This is a genomic window from Pseudomonas sp. FP597 (genome assembly GCF_030687435.1).
Classification (GTDB): Bacteria; Pseudomonadota; Gammaproteobacteria; order Pseudomonadales; family Pseudomonadaceae; genus Aquipseudomonas; species Aquipseudomonas lactucae.
Window position 1 is genome coordinate 2,734,764 of sequence record NZ_CP117432.1, and the last position, 18,330, is coordinate 2,753,093.

The 18,330-nt window shown below is 61.9% G+C and carries 15 protein-coding genes and 2 pseudogenes; 11 read left to right on the forward strand and 6 right to left on the reverse strand.

The features are described from left to right. Window positions 1-289: 289 nt before the first annotated feature. Together PSH66_RS30150 and PSH66_RS12785 are read right to left on the reverse strand one after the other, a co-directional pair. Window positions 290-1,321: pseudogene (locus PSH66_RS30150) on the reverse strand (cache domain-containing protein); the annotation flags it as partial. 144 nt (window positions 1,322-1,465) lie between these two features. Next, window positions 1,466-2,356: a bestrophin family protein gene (locus PSH66_RS12785; RefSeq protein ID WP_003173339.1), complete on the reverse strand. Its 891-nt coding sequence runs from the start codon at window positions 2,354-2,356 to the stop codon at window positions 1,466-1,468. A gap of 163 nt (window positions 2,357-2,519) precedes the next feature. Between PSH66_RS12785 and PSH66_RS12790 the strand changes: the two genes are divergently transcribed. The 3 genes and pseudogenes from PSH66_RS12790 (at window position 2,520) to PSH66_RS12800 (ending at window position 3,519) form a co-directional block, all read left to right on the forward strand. Next, window positions 2,520-2,783 (forward strand): hypothetical protein, encoded by a 264-nt coding sequence (locus tag PSH66_RS12790; RefSeq protein ID WP_305429261.1) that lies wholly within the window; start codon window positions 2,520-2,522, stop codon window positions 2,781-2,783. 59 nt (window positions 2,784-2,842) lie between these two features. After that, a pseudogene (locus PSH66_RS12795) lies at window positions 2,843-3,049 on the forward strand (cell filamentation protein Fic); the annotation flags it as partial. An 8-nt stretch (window positions 3,050-3,057) separates the two neighbouring features. Continuing rightward, window positions 3,058-3,519, forward strand: coding sequence for a metallophosphoesterase family protein (locus PSH66_RS12800; protein ID WP_305429262.1), 462 nt, complete (start codon window positions 3,058-3,060; stop codon window positions 3,517-3,519). Window positions 3,520-3,526: 7 nt separating this feature from the next. Here PSH66_RS12800 and PSH66_RS12805 read toward each other — a convergent pair whose 3' ends face one another. Then, entirely contained in the window at window positions 3,527-3,826 is a 300-nt protein-coding gene (locus PSH66_RS12805) for a helix-turn-helix transcriptional regulator (RefSeq protein WP_078824183.1), read from the reverse strand. A gap of 90 nt (window positions 3,827-3,916) precedes the next feature. Here PSH66_RS12805 and PSH66_RS12810 point away from each other — a divergent pair, with 90 nt between their 5' ends. The 3 genes from PSH66_RS12810 to PSH66_RS12820 all read left to right on the forward strand — a co-directional run bounded on the left by PSH66_RS12810 (window position 3,917) and on the right by PSH66_RS12820 (window position 8,984). Continuing rightward, on the forward strand, window positions 3,917-5,008 hold the full coding sequence (locus PSH66_RS12810) for an NADH:flavin oxidoreductase/NADH oxidase (protein WP_305429264.1): 1,092 nt from the start codon (window positions 3,917-3,919) through the stop codon (window positions 5,006-5,008). Window positions 5,009-5,280: 272 nt separating this feature from the next. Further along, on the forward strand, window positions 5,281-7,416 hold the full coding sequence (locus PSH66_RS12815) for a TonB-dependent siderophore receptor (RefSeq protein WP_305429266.1): 2,136 nt from the start codon (window positions 5,281-5,283) through the stop codon (window positions 7,414-7,416). 146 nt (window positions 7,417-7,562) lie between these two features. Next, window positions 7,563-8,984, forward strand: coding sequence for a hypothetical protein (locus tag PSH66_RS12820; RefSeq protein ID WP_305429268.1), 1,422 nt, complete (start codon window positions 7,563-7,565; stop codon window positions 8,982-8,984). Window positions 8,985-9,090: 106 nt separating this feature from the next. Here PSH66_RS12820 and PSH66_RS12825 read toward each other — a convergent pair whose 3' ends face one another. Next, window positions 9,091-10,131, reverse strand: a complete 1,041-nt coding sequence (locus PSH66_RS12825) for a hypothetical protein (protein ID WP_305429269.1) — start codon at window positions 10,129-10,131, stop codon at window positions 9,091-9,093. An 85-nt stretch (window positions 10,132-10,216) separates the two neighbouring features. On the opposite strand from PSH66_RS12825, the gene PSH66_RS12830 reads away from it, so the two are divergent. Beyond that, window positions 10,217-10,786, forward strand: a complete 570-nt coding sequence (locus tag PSH66_RS12830) for a hypothetical protein (RefSeq protein WP_305429270.1) — start codon at window positions 10,217-10,219, stop codon at window positions 10,784-10,786. A 20-nt stretch (window positions 10,787-10,806) separates the two neighbouring features. Here PSH66_RS12830 and PSH66_RS12835 read toward each other — a convergent pair whose 3' ends face one another. Together PSH66_RS12835 and PSH66_RS12840 are read right to left on the reverse strand one after the other, a co-directional pair. Beyond that, window positions 10,807-11,529: a FadR/GntR family transcriptional regulator gene (locus PSH66_RS12835; RefSeq protein WP_003173348.1), complete on the reverse strand. Its 723-nt coding sequence runs from the start codon at window positions 11,527-11,529 to the stop codon at window positions 10,807-10,809. Between the two features lie 48 nt (window positions 11,530-11,577). After that, entirely contained in the window at window positions 11,578-13,314 is a 1,737-nt protein-coding gene (locus PSH66_RS12840) for an IlvD/Edd family dehydratase (RefSeq protein WP_003173349.1), read from the reverse strand. A 191-nt stretch (window positions 13,315-13,505) separates the two neighbouring features. Between PSH66_RS12840 and PSH66_RS12845 the strand changes: the two genes are divergently transcribed. From PSH66_RS12845 to PSH66_RS12860, 4 genes are read left to right on the forward strand one after another with little or no spacing between them, the layout of a single operon-like run. Further along, complete coding sequence (locus tag PSH66_RS12845; protein ID WP_305429271.1) at window positions 13,506-14,828, forward strand: MFS transporter; 1,323 nt, start codon at window positions 13,506-13,508, stop codon at window positions 14,826-14,828. 16 nt (window positions 14,829-14,844) lie between these two features. After that, a complete protein-coding gene (gene araD1 / locus PSH66_RS12850; RefSeq protein ID WP_003173351.1) occupies window positions 14,845-15,837 on the forward strand; it encodes an AraD1 family protein in 993 nt (330 codons plus the stop codon). An 11-nt stretch (window positions 15,838-15,848) separates the two neighbouring features. Beyond that, window positions 15,849-17,429, forward strand: a complete 1,581-nt coding sequence (locus tag PSH66_RS12855; protein WP_305429272.1) for an aldehyde dehydrogenase (NADP(+)) — start codon at window positions 15,849-15,851, stop codon at window positions 17,427-17,429. Between the two features lie 16 nt (window positions 17,430-17,445). Next, on the forward strand, window positions 17,446-18,309 hold the full coding sequence (locus tag PSH66_RS12860) for an SMP-30/gluconolactonase/LRE family protein (RefSeq protein ID WP_305429274.1): 864 nt from the start codon (window positions 17,446-17,448) through the stop codon (window positions 18,307-18,309). The last annotated feature ends 21 nt before the right edge of the window (window positions 18,310-18,330 follow it).

Sequence of the window (18,330 nt, forward strand, 5' to 3'; positions counted from 1 at the left end):
CGTGCACGTCGCGGTAGCCTTCGTCGGCGCTGGTGGCTGCGGCACTGCACGAACGCGCCACTTCGTTGGCGGTGGCGACCATTTCGTTGAACGCGGTGCTCACCAGTTCCACCGCTTCACGCTGGCGGCCGGCGGCCTGGTTCATGTTGTGGGCCACTTCGCTGGTGTCGGCGGCGGCGTTTTGCAGGTCGGAAGAGGCGTTGCCGATGCGCTGCACCAACTGCGCGATCATGCTCAGGAACTGGTTGAACCAGCCCGCCAGGCTGGCGGTTTCGTCCTTGCCCTGCACTTTGAGTTGGCGCGTGAGGTCGCCTTCGCCTTCGGCGATCTCTTGCAGGCCGTCGGCCACGCCGCGAATCGGGCGCACGATGACGCGGGCGAAGCTGGCGCCGACGATGGCGAAGACCACGGCCAGTACCGCCGCGATGGCACCGATCAGCCAGGTCAGGCGAGTCGCTTCGGCCATCACTTCATCGCGCTTGATCAGGCCGATAAAGCGCCAGCCCAAGTCTTTGGAGCTGACCACATTGGCCATGTAGGCCACGCCGTCGATGTCGATCTGGGTCACGCCGTCGCCGCGCTTGGCCAGTTCGGCGTAGTTGGGGCCCAGCTCGGCCAGGGGTTTGAAGTTGTGCTTGGCATCGCTGGGGTCGACCAGCACGTTGCCGTTGCCTTCCACCAGCATCAGGTAGCCGCTGTCGCCCAGCTTGATGTTGCGCACCAGTTCGGTGAGCTGCTTGAGCGACACGTCCAGGCCGACCACGCCGAGAATGTTGCCCGTGGCGTCAGCGACGGTGTGCACGGTGCCGATCAGCACGACGTCATCCGGAGCCCAGTAGTAGGCACCGGTACGCACGGTGGCGCCTGGCGCGGCGATGGCCGCTTTGTACCAGGGGCGCACGCGTGGGTCGTAATTGTTGAGTTTGGTGTCGTCCGGCCAACTGGCGTAGCCGCCGTCGCTCAGACCCAGGGACAGGTAGGCGGTGGTGGGATGGCTTTTGGCGAACTGGTCGAAAATTGCCAGCAGCTCTTTATTGGTCGGTGTCAGCGGGATTTGCGCCGCATCGGCGCCGGCGTAACTCTTGAGGTCCTTGGCCGCGACAACGCGCGGGTCCTTGGCCACGAAGTCCACGTTCTGGCTGATGCCGTCGAAAAACTGCTTCATGCCATTGTCGATCTGGCGTATTTCGCGACCGCTGCTGTCGAGGAAATTGGCCTGGGCCCCCTCGCGCAGATTCAGCACTACCAACACGGCCACGAGTATGACCGGCACGCACGCGATTGCCGCGAACGCCCAGGTCAACTTCTGCTTGATATTCATGACTTTCACCTGCGGGTATTTGTAGTTTTGGCAAGGAGAAACGCTAGTGCTGAACGCCGCATGTGTTGTTATGAGGGGATATGCCCATGCGTACCCTCGGTTTATCGACCGCAAGGGCACGCACTTTAGGGCGCTGGGGGGCGATCAGCCGATTTGGTCGTCGGCCAGGGCGTCGCGACGCATCGATTGAAGGTTCTTTTCGATGGTTTCGCAGATGGCTTCCATCTGGATCTGGTGTTCGCTGGAGCGGAACGGGCTTTGCAGATCGGTGCCGATGCGTTCGATGGCCAGCAGCATGAAGCCCACCACCGTCGACGCCAGCGGCGTGAACCAGCCCAGGGATTCCACCAGGCCCACCGGTACGATCAGGCAGAACAACGAGATAAACAGGCGCGGAAAATACACGTACGGGTAGGGCAGGGGCGTGTTGGCGATCCGCTCCATGCCGCCCTGGGCGTTGGACAGGTCCACCAGGGTCGACTCCAGCCGTGCCAGGCGAATGCTGTCCAGGTGCCCGGCCTTGTATTCCCGGGCCAGCAGCGCGGCCGAACCGGTGAGGATATCGTTGGCGAAGTTATTGGTGGCGCCATTGCGCGCGAATTCGTCGGTGGGGATAAAGGCGCGAACTTCCTCCGGACACGGCTCGCCCTTGAGGTGCGCGGCCAGGCAATTCACGTAGGCCACGTGACGGCGCAGCAGGGTCGACTTGATCGGGTTGACCTCGCTGCCGGGGTCGTCCAGCAGCGTCAGCACCTGGCGCGCAAAGCTGCGTGAGTTGTTGACCATCGCGCCCCACAGCGTGCGGGCCTCCCACCAGCGGTTATAGGCGCTGCTGTTGCGAAAACTGATCAACACGATCAGCGCCGAGCCGAGCAAGGTGAGCGGCATCAGCGGCAGGTTGATCTTGGCGTTGAGAAACAGCATGAAATCCACCGTCACGGCGATATCCCATAGCAGCAGCCAAAACAGCGACCAGCCGACGTAGCCCATGGTCTTGATGATCAAACGGTACTTTTTGATGATGGCGGCTTTCAAGCGACAACCTCGCGGCGAGCGGTAAGCAACAGTGCCTTAGCTCGGACGCTGGGGTGGGGTGAAGGTTCGCCGTGAACCTGAAACGTTTAAGTGACGTGCGCTTCGGTTGAGGTTGACGGAGGGCACCATGCTATGCTCTGGAAGCCAATTTGAAGGATTTCAAATGACTAAAACAGCCGATGTCAGTGTTGCCAGCCAAGTGCGCCGCCTGGCCAAGGCTCATCATGTTACCGCTGAGCGGGATGGCATAAGCCGAATGGCTGCTGCGATTACTAGCCTGGCTGGTGATGTGGTCGAGTTGGATGGTGTCGAGCAGTTGTTGGTCAATCTCAAGAGGAAGGGCGTTCCGAGTAAATCGAAAACTCTAGCGCTTCAGGGCAGTTACCTCCAAGAGAAGCGGCGCGCCAAGAAGAAACTAAGCGCATGAAGTTTGATCCCTTCGGCGATTTTGAGACCGCTGGGTACCTTCAAAAATGCTCTACAGCTAAAGGTCATCTGAATGATTACCTGCAACCCTTCGTGGTCGATATTGCACATCGTGATGAATGGCCAGGAATGATCGGCGGTCTAAAAGGTTTGGATGGGCTCGATAAGGAAAGGATTACATACGAAAGCCTTGATAATCCTGAGGTTCAAAAGATTTACGCAACCTACAGAGCGCAATCGCTCGCTGTGCCTTCATCCGAAAAATAGGACCCGCGATGTCCAGAATTGGCGTGATTTCCGACACCCATGGCCTGCTGCGGCCTGAAGCCGTGGCGGCCTTGCAGGGATGTGAACAGATCATCCATGCAGGCGATATCGGCAGCCCTGAAATTCTCGATCAACTGGCACAGATCGCGCCCCTGCACGTGGTGCGGGGCAATAATGACCAGGACGCGCCGTGGGCACAGCAGGTGCCCGACCATTTAATGCTAGATGTGGACGGATGGCGGACGTTGGTGGTGCATGACATCGCCGATGTGCCGGCGTTACTCGATGCGCAGACCCGCCTTGTGATCACCGGTCACTCGCATAAGCCGCTGATCGAGTGGCGCGGCGCGGTGCTGTATGTGAACCCCGGCAGTGCGGGTCGGCGGCGCTTCAAGCTACCAGTGACCCTGGCGGTGCTGGAGGTGCAGGCGGAGTCGATTCAGTCGCGGTTGATTTCGCTGGTGGACTGAAAGGTGATCACTGCTGGGACAGAATACTCGCCAGCAGCCCAGGAAAGCGGCTTTCCAGCTCATCGCGACGCAACGAATTCATATGGGTGGTGCCCACGCTGCGGGTGTGCACCAGGCCGGCATCGCGCAGAACCCGGAAGTGATGGGACATGCTGGACTTGGGCCGCCCGCCGTCCAGTTCGCCGCAGCTGGCTTCAGCCACGCCGGCCAGGCAGCGGACGATGTCCAGGCGCACCGGATCGCTCAGGGCGTAGAGCACGCGCTCGAGGGTCAGGTCTTGAGGGATAGGGTGTTTGAAGGCTCGCATGGAGCGGATCATAACAGGGGGGTATCGCTGAATACCATTGTTCGATTACCATCGAACTATCGAATCATTCACCTGCTTCTGGAGTTCCCGATGTCCGCCTTGTTCGAACCGTTCAAACTCAAAGACGTCACCCTTCGCAATCGCATCGCCATTCCGCCAATGTGCCAATACATGGCCGATGACGGCATGGTCAACGATTGGCACCACGTGCACCTGGCCGGCATGGCCCGTGGTGGTGCCGGTCTGTTGGTGGTCGAGGCCACCGCGGTCTCACCGGAAGGCCGTATCACCCCCGGCTGTGCCGGTATCTGGAGCGATGCCCACGCCGAGGCGTTCGTGCCGATGGTCAAGGCCATCAAGGCTGCTGGCTCGGTGCCAGGCATCCAGATCGCCCACGCCGGGCGCAAGGCCAGCGCCAACCGCCCCTGGGAAGGCGATGACCACATCCCGGCCTCCGACGCGCGCAGTTGGGAAACCATCGCGCCATCGGCCATCGCCTTCGGTGCAAACCTGCCGACCGTACCGCGCGCCATGACCCTGGACGACATTGCCCGGGTCAAACAGGACTTCGTCGACGCCGCCCGCCGCGCCCGCGATGCCGGTTTTGAATGGATCGAACTGCACTTCGCCCACGGTTACCTGGGCCAGAGCTTCTTCTCCGAGCATTCCAACCGGCGCACCGACGCCTACGGTGGCAGCTTCGACAACCGCAGCCGTTTCCTCCTGGAAACCCTGGCCGCCGTGCGTGAAGTCTGGCCGGAAAACCTGCCGCTGACCGCGCGTTTCGGCGTGATTGAATATGATGGCCGCGACGAGCAGACCCTCACCGAGTCCATCGAACTGGCACGTAACTTCAAGGCCGGTGGCCTGGACTTGCTGAGCGTCAGCGTCGGTTTCACCATTCCCGACACCCAGATCCCATGGGGTCCGGCCTTCATGGGGCCGATTGCCGAGCGCGTGCGCCGCGAAGCCGGTATCCCGGTGACCTCGGCCTGGGGCTTTGGCACGCCGCAATTGGCGGAAGGTGCGTTGCAGGCCGGTCATCTTGACCTGGTGTCGGTCGGTCGCGCGCACCTGGCCGACCCGCACTGGGCTTACTTTGCGGCCAAGGAGTTGGGCGTGGACAAATCGTCCTGGACCCTGCCGGCGCCTTACGCGCATTGGCTGGAACGTTATCGCTGAGGCGTAGGTACATCTCGGATGCGACTTTGAACGTGTGGAGAGGGCGCTTGCTCCCGATAGTGGCTAACCCGGCGTTTCGCTAAGGCAAGCCAGGCAGTTTCCAAGCCACTCAATCGAGTGGCTTTTTTTCGGCCCGGTTTTGATACAAAGCGGATACGCAAAAAATAACGAATGAGAATAGATGTCAAACAAGAATGCGTTGATATACCATGCGCCGCGAATTCTTGGCAGGTTTGCCGCCCCATCTGGCTTTTTCACTAGGTGCAACATCCATGCGTCGTACCCTGATTTCCCTCTGCGTGCTCCAGGCGTTTTCGCCCTTTACCTGGGCAGAGGCTGCTCCCACCGATAACGCCAGTCTCGAATTGCAAGCGACCACTGTGACCGGCGCTGCGGACTATGAGACGGCGCAGGGGCCGGTCAAGGGGTATCACGCCACACGTTCAGCGAGTGCGACGCGCACCGATACCTCGATTCATGAAACCCCGCAGTCCATCAGTGTGGTGTCCAAGGACGTGGTCGAAGACATCGGCGCGACCCGCCTGCAGGATGCCCTCGATTACGCGGGCGGCGTGGGCCGGGCCAACAACTTTGGCGGCCAGGGCCTCACCACCTTCACCGTACGTGGCTTTACCACCGGCGAGTTCTACCGCAACGGTTTCCCGATCAACCGTGGCTACCCCAACATGCCGGACGCCAACACCATCGAACGCCTCGAAGTGCTGCGTGGCCCGGCGACCATGCTCTATGGCCGTGGCGATCCCGGCGGCACCTTCAACGTGGTCTCCAAGCAACCGCTGGCCGAGCGGACCGTGACCCTTGGCAGCCAATTGAACGACCAGGGCATGAAACGCGGCACCCTGGATGCCTCCGGCCCGCTGGATGAAGAAGGCCGCCTGGCCTATCGCCTCAACGTGGTGGGCGAGGGCGGCGATACCTTCCGTGATCATGTCGAGACCGAACGCTACGGCGTGACCCCGGTGATTGCCTGGCAGGCCACCGATGCGACCAAGGTGATCTTCGAAGGCGACTTCATGCGCAACAACCACCCGCTGGATCGCGGCCTGACACGCTTCCCCAACCAGCGCGGCACCCCTTCGCGCGATACGTTCTGGGGCGACAAGGACGCGGGCAAGTTGCACAACGACAACAACATGGCGCAGTTGCGTTTCGAGCATATGCTCAACGACAACTGGACACTGGGCGGTGGATTTCAGTGGCTGGATGGGACGCTGGCAGGCAACGCCATCGAGGCCAACGGCCCGGGAAGCCTGGGCGCCGATGGGCGTACGCTGCAACGCAACTTCAACTACCGCAAGCTGGAATGGACCGACAAGGACTACCAGCTCAACCTGACCGGGCATTTCTCGACCGGCAGTTTCGAGCACACCTTGCTGACCGGCATCGAGTACGAAGACTACGACTACAAATCGATCATCCAGCGCTCCAGCGCCGCAGTGGGGACTTACCCGATCGATATCTTCAACCCTGTCTACGGTCAGGCGCGCCCACCGCTGACGCGCACGCCGACCCATGACAAGGAAAATCTCAAGACCTACGCGGCGTTCGTGCAGGATCAGGTGGCCCTGACTGAACGCTTGAAAGTCCTGGCCGGCGCGCGTTTCGAACGGTTTGAGCATGACTACGAAAGTTATGTGACCGGCGTCAGCCCTTTTCAGACCGCAGAAAACGCCGTCACCCCACGCGTGGGCGTGATCTATGACCTTACCGATACCGTCGCGGTCTATGCCGACGCCGCACGCTCGTTCAAGCCGAACACCGGTGCCGCCCGCGAAGGCGGTGGCTTCGAGCCGGAGAAGGGCAAGTCCTACGAGATGGGGGTCAAGTGGGAAGCCCTGGATCGCCAACTGAGCGTCGACGCGGCGATCTATCAGATCGAGAAAAAGAACGTGCTGACCACCGATCCGGTGGTCAACACCTTCAGCGTCGCGGCGGGTGAAGTGCGCAGCCGAGGGTTTGACCTGAACGTGGCCGGCAACCTCACCCCTGAATGGCGTGTGATCGGCGGCTATGCCTACGTGGATGCTGAGGTCACCAAGGACAACAGCATTCGCTCCGGTACGCGCCTTTTGAACATCCCGCGTAACAGCTTCAGCCTGCTCAACGTGTATGAGTTCCAGGACGGCGCGCTCAAGGGCCTGGGCCTGGGTGCCGGCGGCAAGTACGTCGACCAGCGCGCGGGCCAGACCGCCAACACGGCGTTTTCGATGGACGCCTACACCGTCGTCGACCTGCTCAGCTACTACAAGGTCAACGAGCAGGTGCGCCTGAACCTGGACGTGAAGAACCTGTTCAATCGTGAATACGAAGAGGGCGCCTTCGGCAATATCTACGCGTATCCGGGCGCGCCGCGCACGGTGCAGGTGGGTATCTCGTACTCTCTGTAATGGCTGCCTGGTGGCGTGCATCATCCGGGGCGATTGCACGCCGCCTCACAGTCCCGGCAGAAAACCCCGCGTTCTCTTAAATAAGCGTTTACCTCTTCTCCAATAGGTGAGAAAAACGTGCCCATTTCCCCGGAGATGGATATCCCATGCCTCGTTCAACCCTTATCACCCGCCTGGTCGTCGCGCTGCTGGTCGGCGCTGCGCTGTGGTACATGTGGATCATCGCCAGCCCCAAGCTGGAAATCGGCGGCGCCAGCCCGGATCAGCAGGAGGTGGGCGTCTTGCAGGGCCTGACGCCACGTGATTTTGGCGAGTCGGGCACCGGCGTGGTGGTGACGGCCCAAGGCACATGGTTGGTGGGGCTGGTAGACGACGAATATCACACCTTCGAACCGTCCGCCGAACGGGTCAACCTCACCGAGCAGCTCTACGGCAAGACCCCGAAGGCGCCGGAAGAGCAAAACACCTATTCCGGCTATTTCTCGCGCAGCAAACCCCAGACCACAATCGTGTCGCGCCTGGAGGCTGACGGCCAATTCAAGCCAGTGGCCCAGCTCAGTGGCGCCGCGTCCCTGGTGGCCAGTGCCGATGGTGCGCGCGTGTTGCTGCTCACCGACCTCAAACGGCCCAACGGGGCCGATGGCCAGGTGGTGTTCAGCAGTGATGACCAAGGCAAGACCTGGACCTTGTTGGCCGGCGAGTTATTCCCCGCGATAGGGTGCGCGCTGATGCTGCTCGATCCGTACTTTTACAGCAAGGACGAGGTCTGGGCCTGGAGCTTTCCCGATGAGATAGAGGATGAATCCAACCGTGTATCGACCGGGGTGTATTACTCCGCCGATGGCGGTCTGCACAGTACGTTAATCACAACGCCACACCCCCTGGTGGTAGGGGGTGAATACGTGAGCGGCAAACGTCCGGATATCAAGCAGTGGCACGATTCCAACGATCAGGTGACCCACGTGCTGCAACTGGATGCCCGACGCGCCTATATCTGGGTGTCCCAGCGCTTCTGGGGTGTCGCCCCCGATGACAGGGGCGGCAATGTGGGGGTCAGCGTCACCACGCGCGTGGAACTGACGCGAGTGGACGGAAAATGGCAGGCGGGCGCTGCCCAGCGTGAAGACGACCTGTACATCACCGACCTTGCCAACAATGGCGCGGGGCGTGTGCTCGGCCTGATCGACCACGGCCCGGATGGGCAGGCCGTGGTCGCTGAAATGAACACCACCACCCTGGCCTGGCAACCCCTGGGCGACGTGCCCAATGTGTTCTCGCCGTTGGCCGCCAGCACCGTGGCCCAGAAGCTGTGGGTGGGGCGCAACAGCCTGATGATCAGCACCTACAGCGAACACCACCCGCCGCGCTGGCTGTACTGGTGGGGCAAGGCGAACATCTCGTCGGGGGCGGTGTTTTATTCCACGAACTGGGGCCAGTCCTGGAGACGCCTGGCGCTGGACGGCGGTGACCACGGCATACGCGGCTTCGACGGCGCCAGCGACCGCGTTTTCTGGGCCAAGCAAAGCAAACTTTACGATGTCGGTATTCACGCCTACGGCTTGCGTTAAAGCGCTTGCGGGACGGTCGTGGCGGATGGCGTTATTGTCAGCAGGCCCACGGATCTTCACCTGGCTTTAAAGCGGGGTGAGCACATTCACCATCCCCTGACCGTTATCAATTCTGCCAGCACTGCGCGTAGCGCTCACACACGCCATAACGTTTGTCCAACTCAGCCAAGTGTGCCCAGTTGTCGGCCATTGCTTCCTTTTCCAGCGATTCGTTGAGCCTGCGGTAGAACTGCAGCATCGCGCCGTTGAAGGCCAATGCCTGGGTGACGTCGGTTGCCGGGGTATCGGGCACCAGGGTTTTTAGCGTGGGTGTGTCCAGCCGCGAAAGCCGCGCACGGTATTCAACCTTGTATTGTTCAAGCGCCTTGGCCTTTACGCCCTGAGCCTGGACCAGGTAATTCGCGACGTTCTGACGATACTGCGCCCAATAGGCATCCGGCAGATCGAGGTTCATCTGGGCCTTGCGCTTGTTGACCACCAGATCAGTTGCGTGATCGCGCATGCCGTTATCCAGCGGACTGGCCTGGGGTTTCATTTCCGCAATGATGCTCGGCTCGATAATCTGCTCGGCCAGGGCGTCACGCTCCGGGGTGGCCGGGAGGCCTTTCGGTGGTGGGGGGAACAGCGCGTTAGCACCTACGCAACTGGGCAGTCCTTTGTTGATCAGCGGGACCGGTGAGCGCACCACCTGACCCTTTACTGAGTGCAGGCGTTTAAGCGTCGTCACGCACTGGCTGCCTGCGCCGGTGAACGTCACTTCGTATTCCGCGCCGTTTTGCGGGGTGAGGGTGAAAGCCATGCCACACACCGAGCCTGTGCCTTGGGTATTGAGGTGCAGGAGCGACTCTTTATTGGCGGGCAACCGAATCTCCAGGTAAGGCATTTTTTCGGACGCCGGCGGCATCGACATGTCCGCCCGCCTGCGGGTGTTGGCCAGGAACAGGTTGTTAAGGATGCCGGTGGTCTGTCCGTCGCAATGCTGCGCGTCCATTACGCTCAGCGTGGCGCTGCTCATGTCGCTGGCAAACCTCAGCTTGGCGGCATCCGGTTCGGTGGCATCGGGATAAGTGCCCGACACACTGCAGCCGCTCAACACCACTGCGAAACATGTCGCGCCGAGCGCACGGCCTGCAAAAAAATGATTCATGGAAGGGGTCATCCTTAACGCTGATGTTGAGAAATGCCGCATCATACCGACAACGTTAATTTTTTTTCGATGGACCGAGGATTGAATGCACAAAATAGGTCAGTTGTTTGTGATTGGAACCGTGGCGTTGACGAGTGCCTGCTCGGCATTGCCACCTGAAATGGCATTGGACTCAAAAGTCTATTCCGCCGAAAACGCAGGTCTTGTGCTGGGCGCGCTGATCGAGGGTGGGCCCTACGGAACCTGGATGAGCTTTCACAACGTGGATACCGGCAAAGACTATGGCTGGGGCCCCAAGGACTACTACTCGGCATGGCTGCCGGGAGGTACGTATGAAGTCAGTGACCTTGGCTCGCGTCGTGGCGTGATGGGGCCCTACTCAAAACCGCTGCGCTTTACGGTCACCAATGGCCAAATCAATTATGTGGGTGAAATGACCTATGGTTGCCCGCTCGCGGCTCACCCGGCAGCGATCTATGGCGTGAAAAACTGTGGGATCCTGGCGCTGGGAACGTGCACCGTTGATTACCCCAGCATTGCCATATGCGTGGTGGATCGCCAGGAACAGTCCGTTCGAACTTTCGTCAAGCAGCACCCGCAATATTCCGAGCTGCCGGTCAAATCAGCCGTGATGTCGACGCGTTCGCCGAACTGAGTGTAGAAGCTCAACACAGGTTAAAGCGGCGTCAACACATTCATCACCGTATCCAACGCCACCCGCGTGTCATCCAACTGCACCAGCGACGCATGCCGCGCGCCCAGGGCATCGCGGTTCTTGATCGCGGTGAGGATCGCCTTGTGCCGGGGCAGGCTCAGGCCCTGGATGTCCGGACGACGGTTGGTGATGTTGATCGACTCGCGCAGCGGCAGCGACAGCATGTTGCACATGTACGCGAGCAAATCGTTGCGGGTGGCGTCGGCGATGGCACGGTGGAAGTCCAGGTCGGCCTGCAACAGGTCTTCGTGGGTCTTCGCGGTTTCCATGCCGGCGTAGGCTTTTTCGATGATGGCGATGTCTTCATCGGTGGCCGTGGTCGCCGCCATGGCGGCGATTTCCGGTTCCAGGATGCGCCGCACACCGGCCAGGGTATTGAAGAATTCGCTATGGGGCGTGGATTGCATCAGCCAGGACAACACATCCGGGTCGAGCAGGTGCCACTTCAAACGCGGCCGCACCACCGCACCCACCCGTGGCTTGGAATACACCAGGCCCTTGGCGCTGAGCACGCGCGTGGCTTCGCGCAACACCGAACGGCTGACCTTGTACTCCTCGCAGAGCGTGGCCTCCATGGGCAGCCTTTCTTCAGGCTTGAAGCGACCGGAAACGATGTGCATGCCCAAGTCCTGAACGATCTGGGCATGCATGCTCTTGCGCGGCTTGGACGGCTGGTGATCCATAACGGGCGGGATGCTCTGGCTTAAATTCGCGGCATCATAGCATCCCAATTAGTGGGAATGACGGGGGACTTCAGCCCCACGGCACCCTACCAGGAAGTCAAAGTCGCAACCCTGGTCGGCCTGCAGCACATGGTCGATGTACAACTGGCGGTAGCCGCCGACGATCAGTTTCTCCGGTGGCGCCAGGTCAGCCATGCGCGCCGCCAGCTCTGCGTCGGGGATGTCCAGGTGCAAGCGGCCGTTGGCGCAGTCCAGTTCGATCCAGTCGCCTTCCTTCACTGCGGCCAATGGTCCGCCCGCCGCGGCTTCCGGTGCCACGTGCAACACCACCGTGCCATAGGCCGTGCCGCTCATGCGCGCATCGGAGATACGCACCATATCGGTCACGCCCTGGGCCAGCAGCTTGGCCGGCAGGCCCATGTTGCCGACTTCGGCCATGCCTGGGTAACCCTTGGGCCCGCAGTTTTTCATGACCAGGATCGAGTTGGCATCCACGTCCAGTTCCGGATCGTTGATGCGCGCCTTGTACATGTCGAAGTTCTCGAACACCACCGCGCGGCCGCGATGCTGCATCAGCTCGGCGCTGGCCGCCGACGGTTTGAGCACGGCGCCCAGCGGGGCAAGGTTGCCGCGCAGCACGCAAATGCCGCCGTCGGCGCGGATCGGGTTGTCGAGGGTGCGGATCACTTCGTCCTGGCCGTAGATCGGCGAGTCCTTGGTGTTCTCGCCCAGGGACTTGCCGTTGACGGTCAAGGCGTTCGGGTGCGGGATCAGGTTGGCTTCACCCAGGCGACGCAGTACGGCGGGCAGGCCGCCGGCGTAGTAGAACTCTTCCATCAGGAAACGCCCCGACGGCTGCAGGTCGACGATGGTCGGCATGCCGCGGCCGATGCGGGTCCAGTCGTCCAGGTCCAATTCCACGCCAATGCGGCCGGCGATGGCTTTCAAGTGGATCACGGCGTTGGTCGAACCACCGATGGCGGCGTTCACGCGAATCGCGTTTTCAAACGCCTCCTTGGTGAGGATCTTCGACAGCTTCAAGTCTTCGCGCACCATCTCTACCGCGCGCATGCCGGACATGTGCGCCAGCACATAACGCCGCGCGTCCACCGCCGGGATCGCTGCGTTGTGGGGCAGGGAGGTGCCGAGCGCCTCGGCCATGCAGGCCATGGTCGACGCGGTGCCCATGGTGTTGCAGGTGCCCGCCGAGCGCGACATGCCGCCCTCTGCCGCAAGGAAATCATCCAGGGTAATGGTGCCGGCCTTGACTTGTTCGCTGAGCTGCCACACCACCGTCCCCGAGCCGATGTCCTGGCCCTTGTGCTTGCCGTTGAGCATCGGCCCGCCGGTGACCACGATGGCCGGCACGTCGCAACTGGCGGCGCCCATCAGCAGGGCCGGGGTGGTCTTGTCGCAGCCGGTCAGCAGTACCACGCCATCGATCGGGTTACCGCGAATGGCTTCTTCCACGTCCATGCTCGCCAGGTTACGGGTGAGCATGGCGGTGGGGCGCAGGTTGGATTCGCCGTTGGAGAATACCGGGAATTCCACCGGGAAGCCGCCGGCCTCGATCACGCCACGCTTGACGTGCTCGGCGATCTGGCGGAAGTGCGCGTTGCACGGGGTCAGTTCTGACCAGGTGTTGCAGATGCCAATGATAGGCTTGCCATGGAACTGATGGTCGGCGATGCCCTGGTTCTTCATCCAGCTGCGGTACATGAAGCCGTTCTTGTCGGCGGTACCAAACCACTGGGCGGAGCGTAGGCCGGGCTTTTTATCAGACATGATCGATTCTCTTATTGTATGACTATATGTTCTCTCTGCGGCTAAACATAAGCGCAAATTCTTCCATTTGGAAGTGTTGTTTCGTAAATAGTACTACTATATAGTCAATCTCAACTGAGGTACGACCCTGGCGGATTTCCGCGAGAGGCGCCCCCGATTCCTATAAGAACAACAATCGGAGATCGACCCCCATGAGCGAGGAATTGCGGCTTATCCGGCGCATCACGCTGAAACTGATTCCCTTCCTGATCCTGCTGTACTTGATTGCCTACGTGGACCGTTCCGCCGTGGGCTTTGCCAAGCTGCACATGGGCGCCGACGTCGGCATCGGGGATGCGGCCTATGGCCTGGGGGCGGGGTTGTTCTTCATTGGCTACTTCCTGTTCGAGATTCCCAGCAACCTGATGCTCGACCGCTTCGGCGCACGGCGCTGGTTCGCGCGCATCATGATCACCTGGGGCGCCATCACCATCGGTATGGTCTTTGTGCAGGGGCCGCACAGTTTCTATGTAATGCGCTTTCTGCTCGGTGCAGCCGAAGCCGGGTTCTTTCCGGGCGTGCTCTACTACATCACCCAATGGTTCCCGGTGCGCCACCGCGGCAAGATCCTCGGGCTGTTTATCCTTTCCCAACCTATCGCGATGATGATCACCGGTCCCGTGTCCGGCGGCCTGCTGGGCATGGACGGTATCCTCGGCCTGCACGGCTGGCAGTGGCTGTTCATTGTGATCGGGACTCCGGCGATCCTGCTGACCTGGCCGGTGCTGCGTTACCTGCCGGATGGTCCGAAGCAGGTCAAGTGGATGACCGACGCCGAAAAAGCCTGGTTGACCGGTGAGCTGGACAAAGACCTGCAAGCCTACGGCCAGACGCGTCATGGCAACCCGTTGCATGCGCTCAAAGACAAGCGCGTGTTGCTGCTGGCACTGTTCTACCTGCCGGTGACCCTGAGCATCTACGGCCTGGGCCTGTGGCTGCCGACCCTGATCAAGCAATTCGGCGGCAGCGACCTCACCACCGGCTTCATCTCCGCCGTGCCGTACATCTTCGGCATTATCGGTTTGCTGATCATCCCGCGCAGTTCCGACCGTTTGAACGACCGCTACGGTCACCTCGCCGTACTCTATGTACTGGGCGCCGTCGGCCTGTTCTGCAGCGCCTGGCTGAGTGCGCCGGTGCTGCAAATGGCGGCGCTGTGCCTGGCGGCGTTCGCGCTGTTTTCCTGTACGGCGGTGTTCTGGACCTTGCCGGGGCGTTTCTTTGCCGGCGCCAGTGCGGCGGCGGGTATTGCATTGATCAACTCGGTGGGCAACCTCGGCGGTTATATCGGTCCGTTCGTGATCGGTGCGCTCAAGGAATACACCGGCAACCTGGCCTCGGGCCTGTACTTCCTGTCCGCGGTCATGGTGTTTGGGCTGGTGCTGACCGGCGTGGTCTATCGCGTCCTCGAGCGCAAGCATGTGCTGCCGGCCGACCAGTTCGCCGCCAGCGCCCGTGGCGCCACACGTACTTAAATTTTGGAGAACCTTCATGCGTTTAGTGCAGTTTGAACTCAATAATGGCGAGCGTCGGGTCGGCGTCGTAGACGGCAGCCAACTGCGCGAAGTGCTGGGCGCGCAGAGCGTGCGCGAACTGGCGCTGGCCGCCATCGAAGCGGGCATCAAGTTGCAGCAGCAGGTGCAAAGCCTTGGCCTGGGCGACGCTCACGATTACGCGGCGTTGCTGGCCGAGCAGAAAATCCTGCCGCCACTGGACCACCCGGATCCGGCCCATATGCTGATCAGCGGCACCGGCCTCACGCATCTGGGCAGCGCCTCGGCGCGGGACAAGATGCACCAGCAGGCCGGCGACGACAACGCCATGACTGACACCATGCGCATCTTCAAATGGGGCGTGGAGGGCGGCAAACCCGCCGCCGGCCAGGCCGGTGTGCAACCGGAGTGGTTCTACAAGGGCGACGGCAGCATCGTGGTGCGCCCAGGCCAGGCGTTCCCGGTGCCGCCGTTTGCCGAAGACGCCGGTGAAGAACCGGAAATCGGCGGCCTCTATGTGATCGGCCATGACCGCAAGCCTTATCGCCTGGGTTTCGCGGTGGGCAACGAGTTCTCCGACCACGTGATGGAACGCAAGAACTACCTGTACCTGGCCCATTCCAAGCTGCGCAGCTGCAGTTACGGCCCGGAGCTGCGCGTGGGCGAGTTGCCCCAGCATCTGGCCGGCACCAGCCGTATCCTGCGCAACGGCGAGGAAATCTGGCGGAACGAATTCCTCAGCGGCGAGGCCAATATGTGCCACAGCCTGGAAAACCTCGAATACCACCATTTCAAATACAGCCAGTTCCTCAAGCCGGGCGATGTGCACATCCACTTCTTCGGTACCGCTACCTTGTCATTTGCCGACGGTATACGTACCCAACCGGGCGATGTGTTCGAGATCAGCCAGGCCGAGTTCGGCGCGCCGCTGGTCAACAGCGTCGGCAGTGCTGATGCGGCATTCGAACCCGGCAACGTCATCACCCTTTAAAGGAGATCAGCATGACCCAGTTCCTTGGCCACAATTTCATCGGCGGCCAGCGCAGCGCCAACGGCAGCGTCAAGCTGCAGAGCGTCGACGCCACCACCGGCGAGGCCTTGCCGCAGGATTTCTACCAGGCCACCCCAGAGGAAGTCGACGCCGCCGCCCAGGCCGCCGCGCAGGCTTATCCGGCCTATCGTGCCCTGAGTGCCGCGCGCCGCGCGCAGTTCCTGGACGCCATCGCCGATGAGCTGGATGCGCTGAGCGACAACTTCGTCGAGCTGGTATGCCGCGAAACCGCACTGCCCGCCGCGCGTATCAAAGGCGAGCGCGGGCGCACCAGCGGCCAGATGCGTTTGTTTGCCACGGTGCTGCGTCGCGGTGATTTCTACGGTGCACGTATCGACAGGGCGCTGCCGGATCGTCAACCACTGCCGCGCCCGGACCTGCGCCAATACCGCATCGGCCTCGGCCCGGTCGCCGTGTTCGGGGCCAGCAACTTCCCCCTGGCGTTTTCCACCGCCGGCGGCGACACCGCCGCTGCGCTGGCGGCCGGTTGCCCGGTGGTCTTCAAGGCGCACAGCGGCCATATGGCTACGGCGGAGCAGGTCGCCAGTGCGATCATCCGCGCAGCAGAAGCCACCGAGATGCCGGCGGGCGTGTTCAATATGATCTTCGGCGGCGGCGTCGGTGAGGCGCTGGTCAAGCACCCGGCGATCCAGGCAGTGGGCTTTACCGGTTCGCTCAGAGGCGGTCGCGCCCTGTGCGATATGGCGGCGGCACGCCCGCAGCCGATCCCGGTGTTTGCCGAGATGTCGAGCATCAACCCGGTGATCGTGTTGCCCCAGGCCCTGCACGCCCGCGCCGAAACCGTCGCCCGCGACCTGACCGCTTCGGTGGTGCAAGGCTGCGGTCAGTTCTGCACTAACCCAGGCCTGGTGATCGGCATCGCCTCGCCGGCATTCACCGCGTTCACCCAGCAGGTGGCGCAGCTGATTGGCGCGCAACCGGCGCAGACCATGCTCAACGCCGGTACCTTGAGCAGCTACGGCAAGGGCCTGGAAAAACTCTTGGCCCACCCCGGCATCCAGCACTTGGCGGGCAATGCGCAATCCGGTAATCAAGCACAGCCGCAACTGTTCAAGGCCGATGCCAGCTTGCTGATCAACGGCGATGAAGCGCTGCAGGAAGAAGTGTTCGGCCCCACCACGGTGTTTGTCGAAGTCGCCGACCAGGCCCAACTCAGCGCCGCCTTGCACGGCCTGCACGGTCAACTCACCGCGACCATCATTGGCGAGCCGGCGGACTTTCAACAGTTCGCCGAACTCACGCCGCTGCTGGAACAGAAAGTCGGGCGCATCCTGCTCAACGGCTACCCGACCGGCGTGGAAGTGTGCGATTCGATGGTGCACGGCGGCCCGTACCCGGCGACGTCCGATGCCCGTGGCACCTCGGTCGGCACCCTGGCCATCGACCGTTTCCTGCGCCCGGTGTGCTTCCAGAACTACCCGGACAGCCTGCTGCCCGATGCGTTGAAAAACGCCAACCCGTTGCGTATCCAGCGCCTGGTGGATGGCTCACCGTCGCGCGAGTCGCTCTAAGGAATCCGGAGGTTTCATGGCGTGGAATGCGGTCACTGCACACCGTGCACAATTGGGCGAAGGGCCGTTCTGGGACGTGCCGACCCAGGCGCTGTATTGGGTCAACATCGCAGGTTCACAGGCGCTGCGCCTGATGGGCGGGCAACTGCGCATCTGGCAGTTGCCCGAGCATGTCTCGGCGTTTATCCCGTGTGAACGCGGCGATGCACTGGTGACCCTGAGCAGCGGCGTCTATCGGCTGGACCTGGCGACCGAAGCCTTGACCCTGCTCTGCGTGGCCGACCCGCAACCGGGCAACCGTGGCAATGAAGCACGCTGCGATGCCCAGGGGCGCCTGTGGCTGGGCACCATGCAGAACAACATCGGCGAACAGGGTGAAGACCTGCCGATTACCCGGCGCTCCGGCGGCCTGTTCCGTATCGATGCCGATGCGCAGGTCACGCCGTTGCTGCAAGGCCTGGGCATTCCCAACACCTTGCTGTGGAACGAGGAGGGCAGCCAGGTGCACTTTGGTGACAGCCTGGACGGCACGCTCTATCAGTATTCGATCCACGCCGATGGCCAGCTCGCACCGCCACGGGTGTGGTTCGGGCCGCACGCGCGCGGCGGCCCGGACGGCTCGGCCATGGACGCCGAGGGCTTTATCTGGAACGCGCGCTGGGACGGCAGTTGCCTGCTGCGCCTGACGCCTGCGGGCGAGGTGGATCGCATCATCGAACTGCCGGTCAGCCGCCCCACCAGTTGCGTGTTCGGTGGGCCCGACCTCACCACCCTGTTTATCACCAGCGCGGCCAGTCCTTTGAATCACCCTTTGGACGGTGCCGTGCTGGCCATCGAAGTCGATATACCTGGCAAGCCTTGCCATCGTTTTGCCGGTTAAACCCAACATTCAAAAACAACA

Coding starts and splice junctions, on each gene's coding strand:
- PSH66_RS12790 (WP_305429261.1), top strand. CDS start 2,520: ATGACTAAAACAGCCGATGTCAGTGTTGCCAGCCAAGTGCGCCGCCTG.
- PSH66_RS12800 (WP_305429262.1), top strand. CDS start 3,058: ATGTCCAGAATTGGCGTGATTTCCGACACCCATGGCCTGCTGCGGCCT.
- PSH66_RS12805 (WP_078824183.1), bottom strand. CDS start 3,826: ATGCGAGCCTTCAAACACCCTATCCCTCAAGACCTGACCCTCGAGCGC.
- PSH66_RS12810 (WP_305429264.1), top strand. CDS start 3,917: ATGTCCGCCTTGTTCGAACCGTTCAAACTCAAAGACGTCACCCTTCGC.
- PSH66_RS12815 (WP_305429266.1), top strand. CDS start 5,281: ATGCGTCGTACCCTGATTTCCCTCTGCGTGCTCCAGGCGTTTTCGCCC.
- PSH66_RS12820 (WP_305429268.1), top strand. CDS start 7,563: ATGCCTCGTTCAACCCTTATCACCCGCCTGGTCGTCGCGCTGCTGGTC.
- PSH66_RS12825 (WP_305429269.1), bottom strand. CDS start 10,131: ATGAATCATTTTTTTGCAGGCCGTGCGCTCGGCGCGACATGTTTCGCA.
- PSH66_RS12830 (WP_305429270.1), top strand. CDS start 10,217: ATGCACAAAATAGGTCAGTTGTTTGTGATTGGAACCGTGGCGTTGACG.
- PSH66_RS12835 (WP_003173348.1), bottom strand. CDS start 11,529: ATGGATCACCAGCCGTCCAAGCCGCGCAAGAGCATGCATGCCCAGATC.
- PSH66_RS12840 (WP_003173349.1), bottom strand. CDS start 13,314: ATGTCTGATAAAAAGCCCGGCCTACGCTCCGCCCAGTGGTTTGGTACC.
- PSH66_RS12845 (WP_305429271.1), top strand. CDS start 13,506: ATGAGCGAGGAATTGCGGCTTATCCGGCGCATCACGCTGAAACTGATT.
- araD1 (WP_003173351.1), top strand. CDS start 14,845: ATGCGTTTAGTGCAGTTTGAACTCAATAATGGCGAGCGTCGGGTCGGC.
- PSH66_RS12855 (WP_305429272.1), top strand. CDS start 15,849: ATGACCCAGTTCCTTGGCCACAATTTCATCGGCGGCCAGCGCAGCGCC.
- PSH66_RS12860 (WP_305429274.1), top strand. CDS start 17,446: ATGGCGTGGAATGCGGTCACTGCACACCGTGCACAATTGGGCGAAGGG.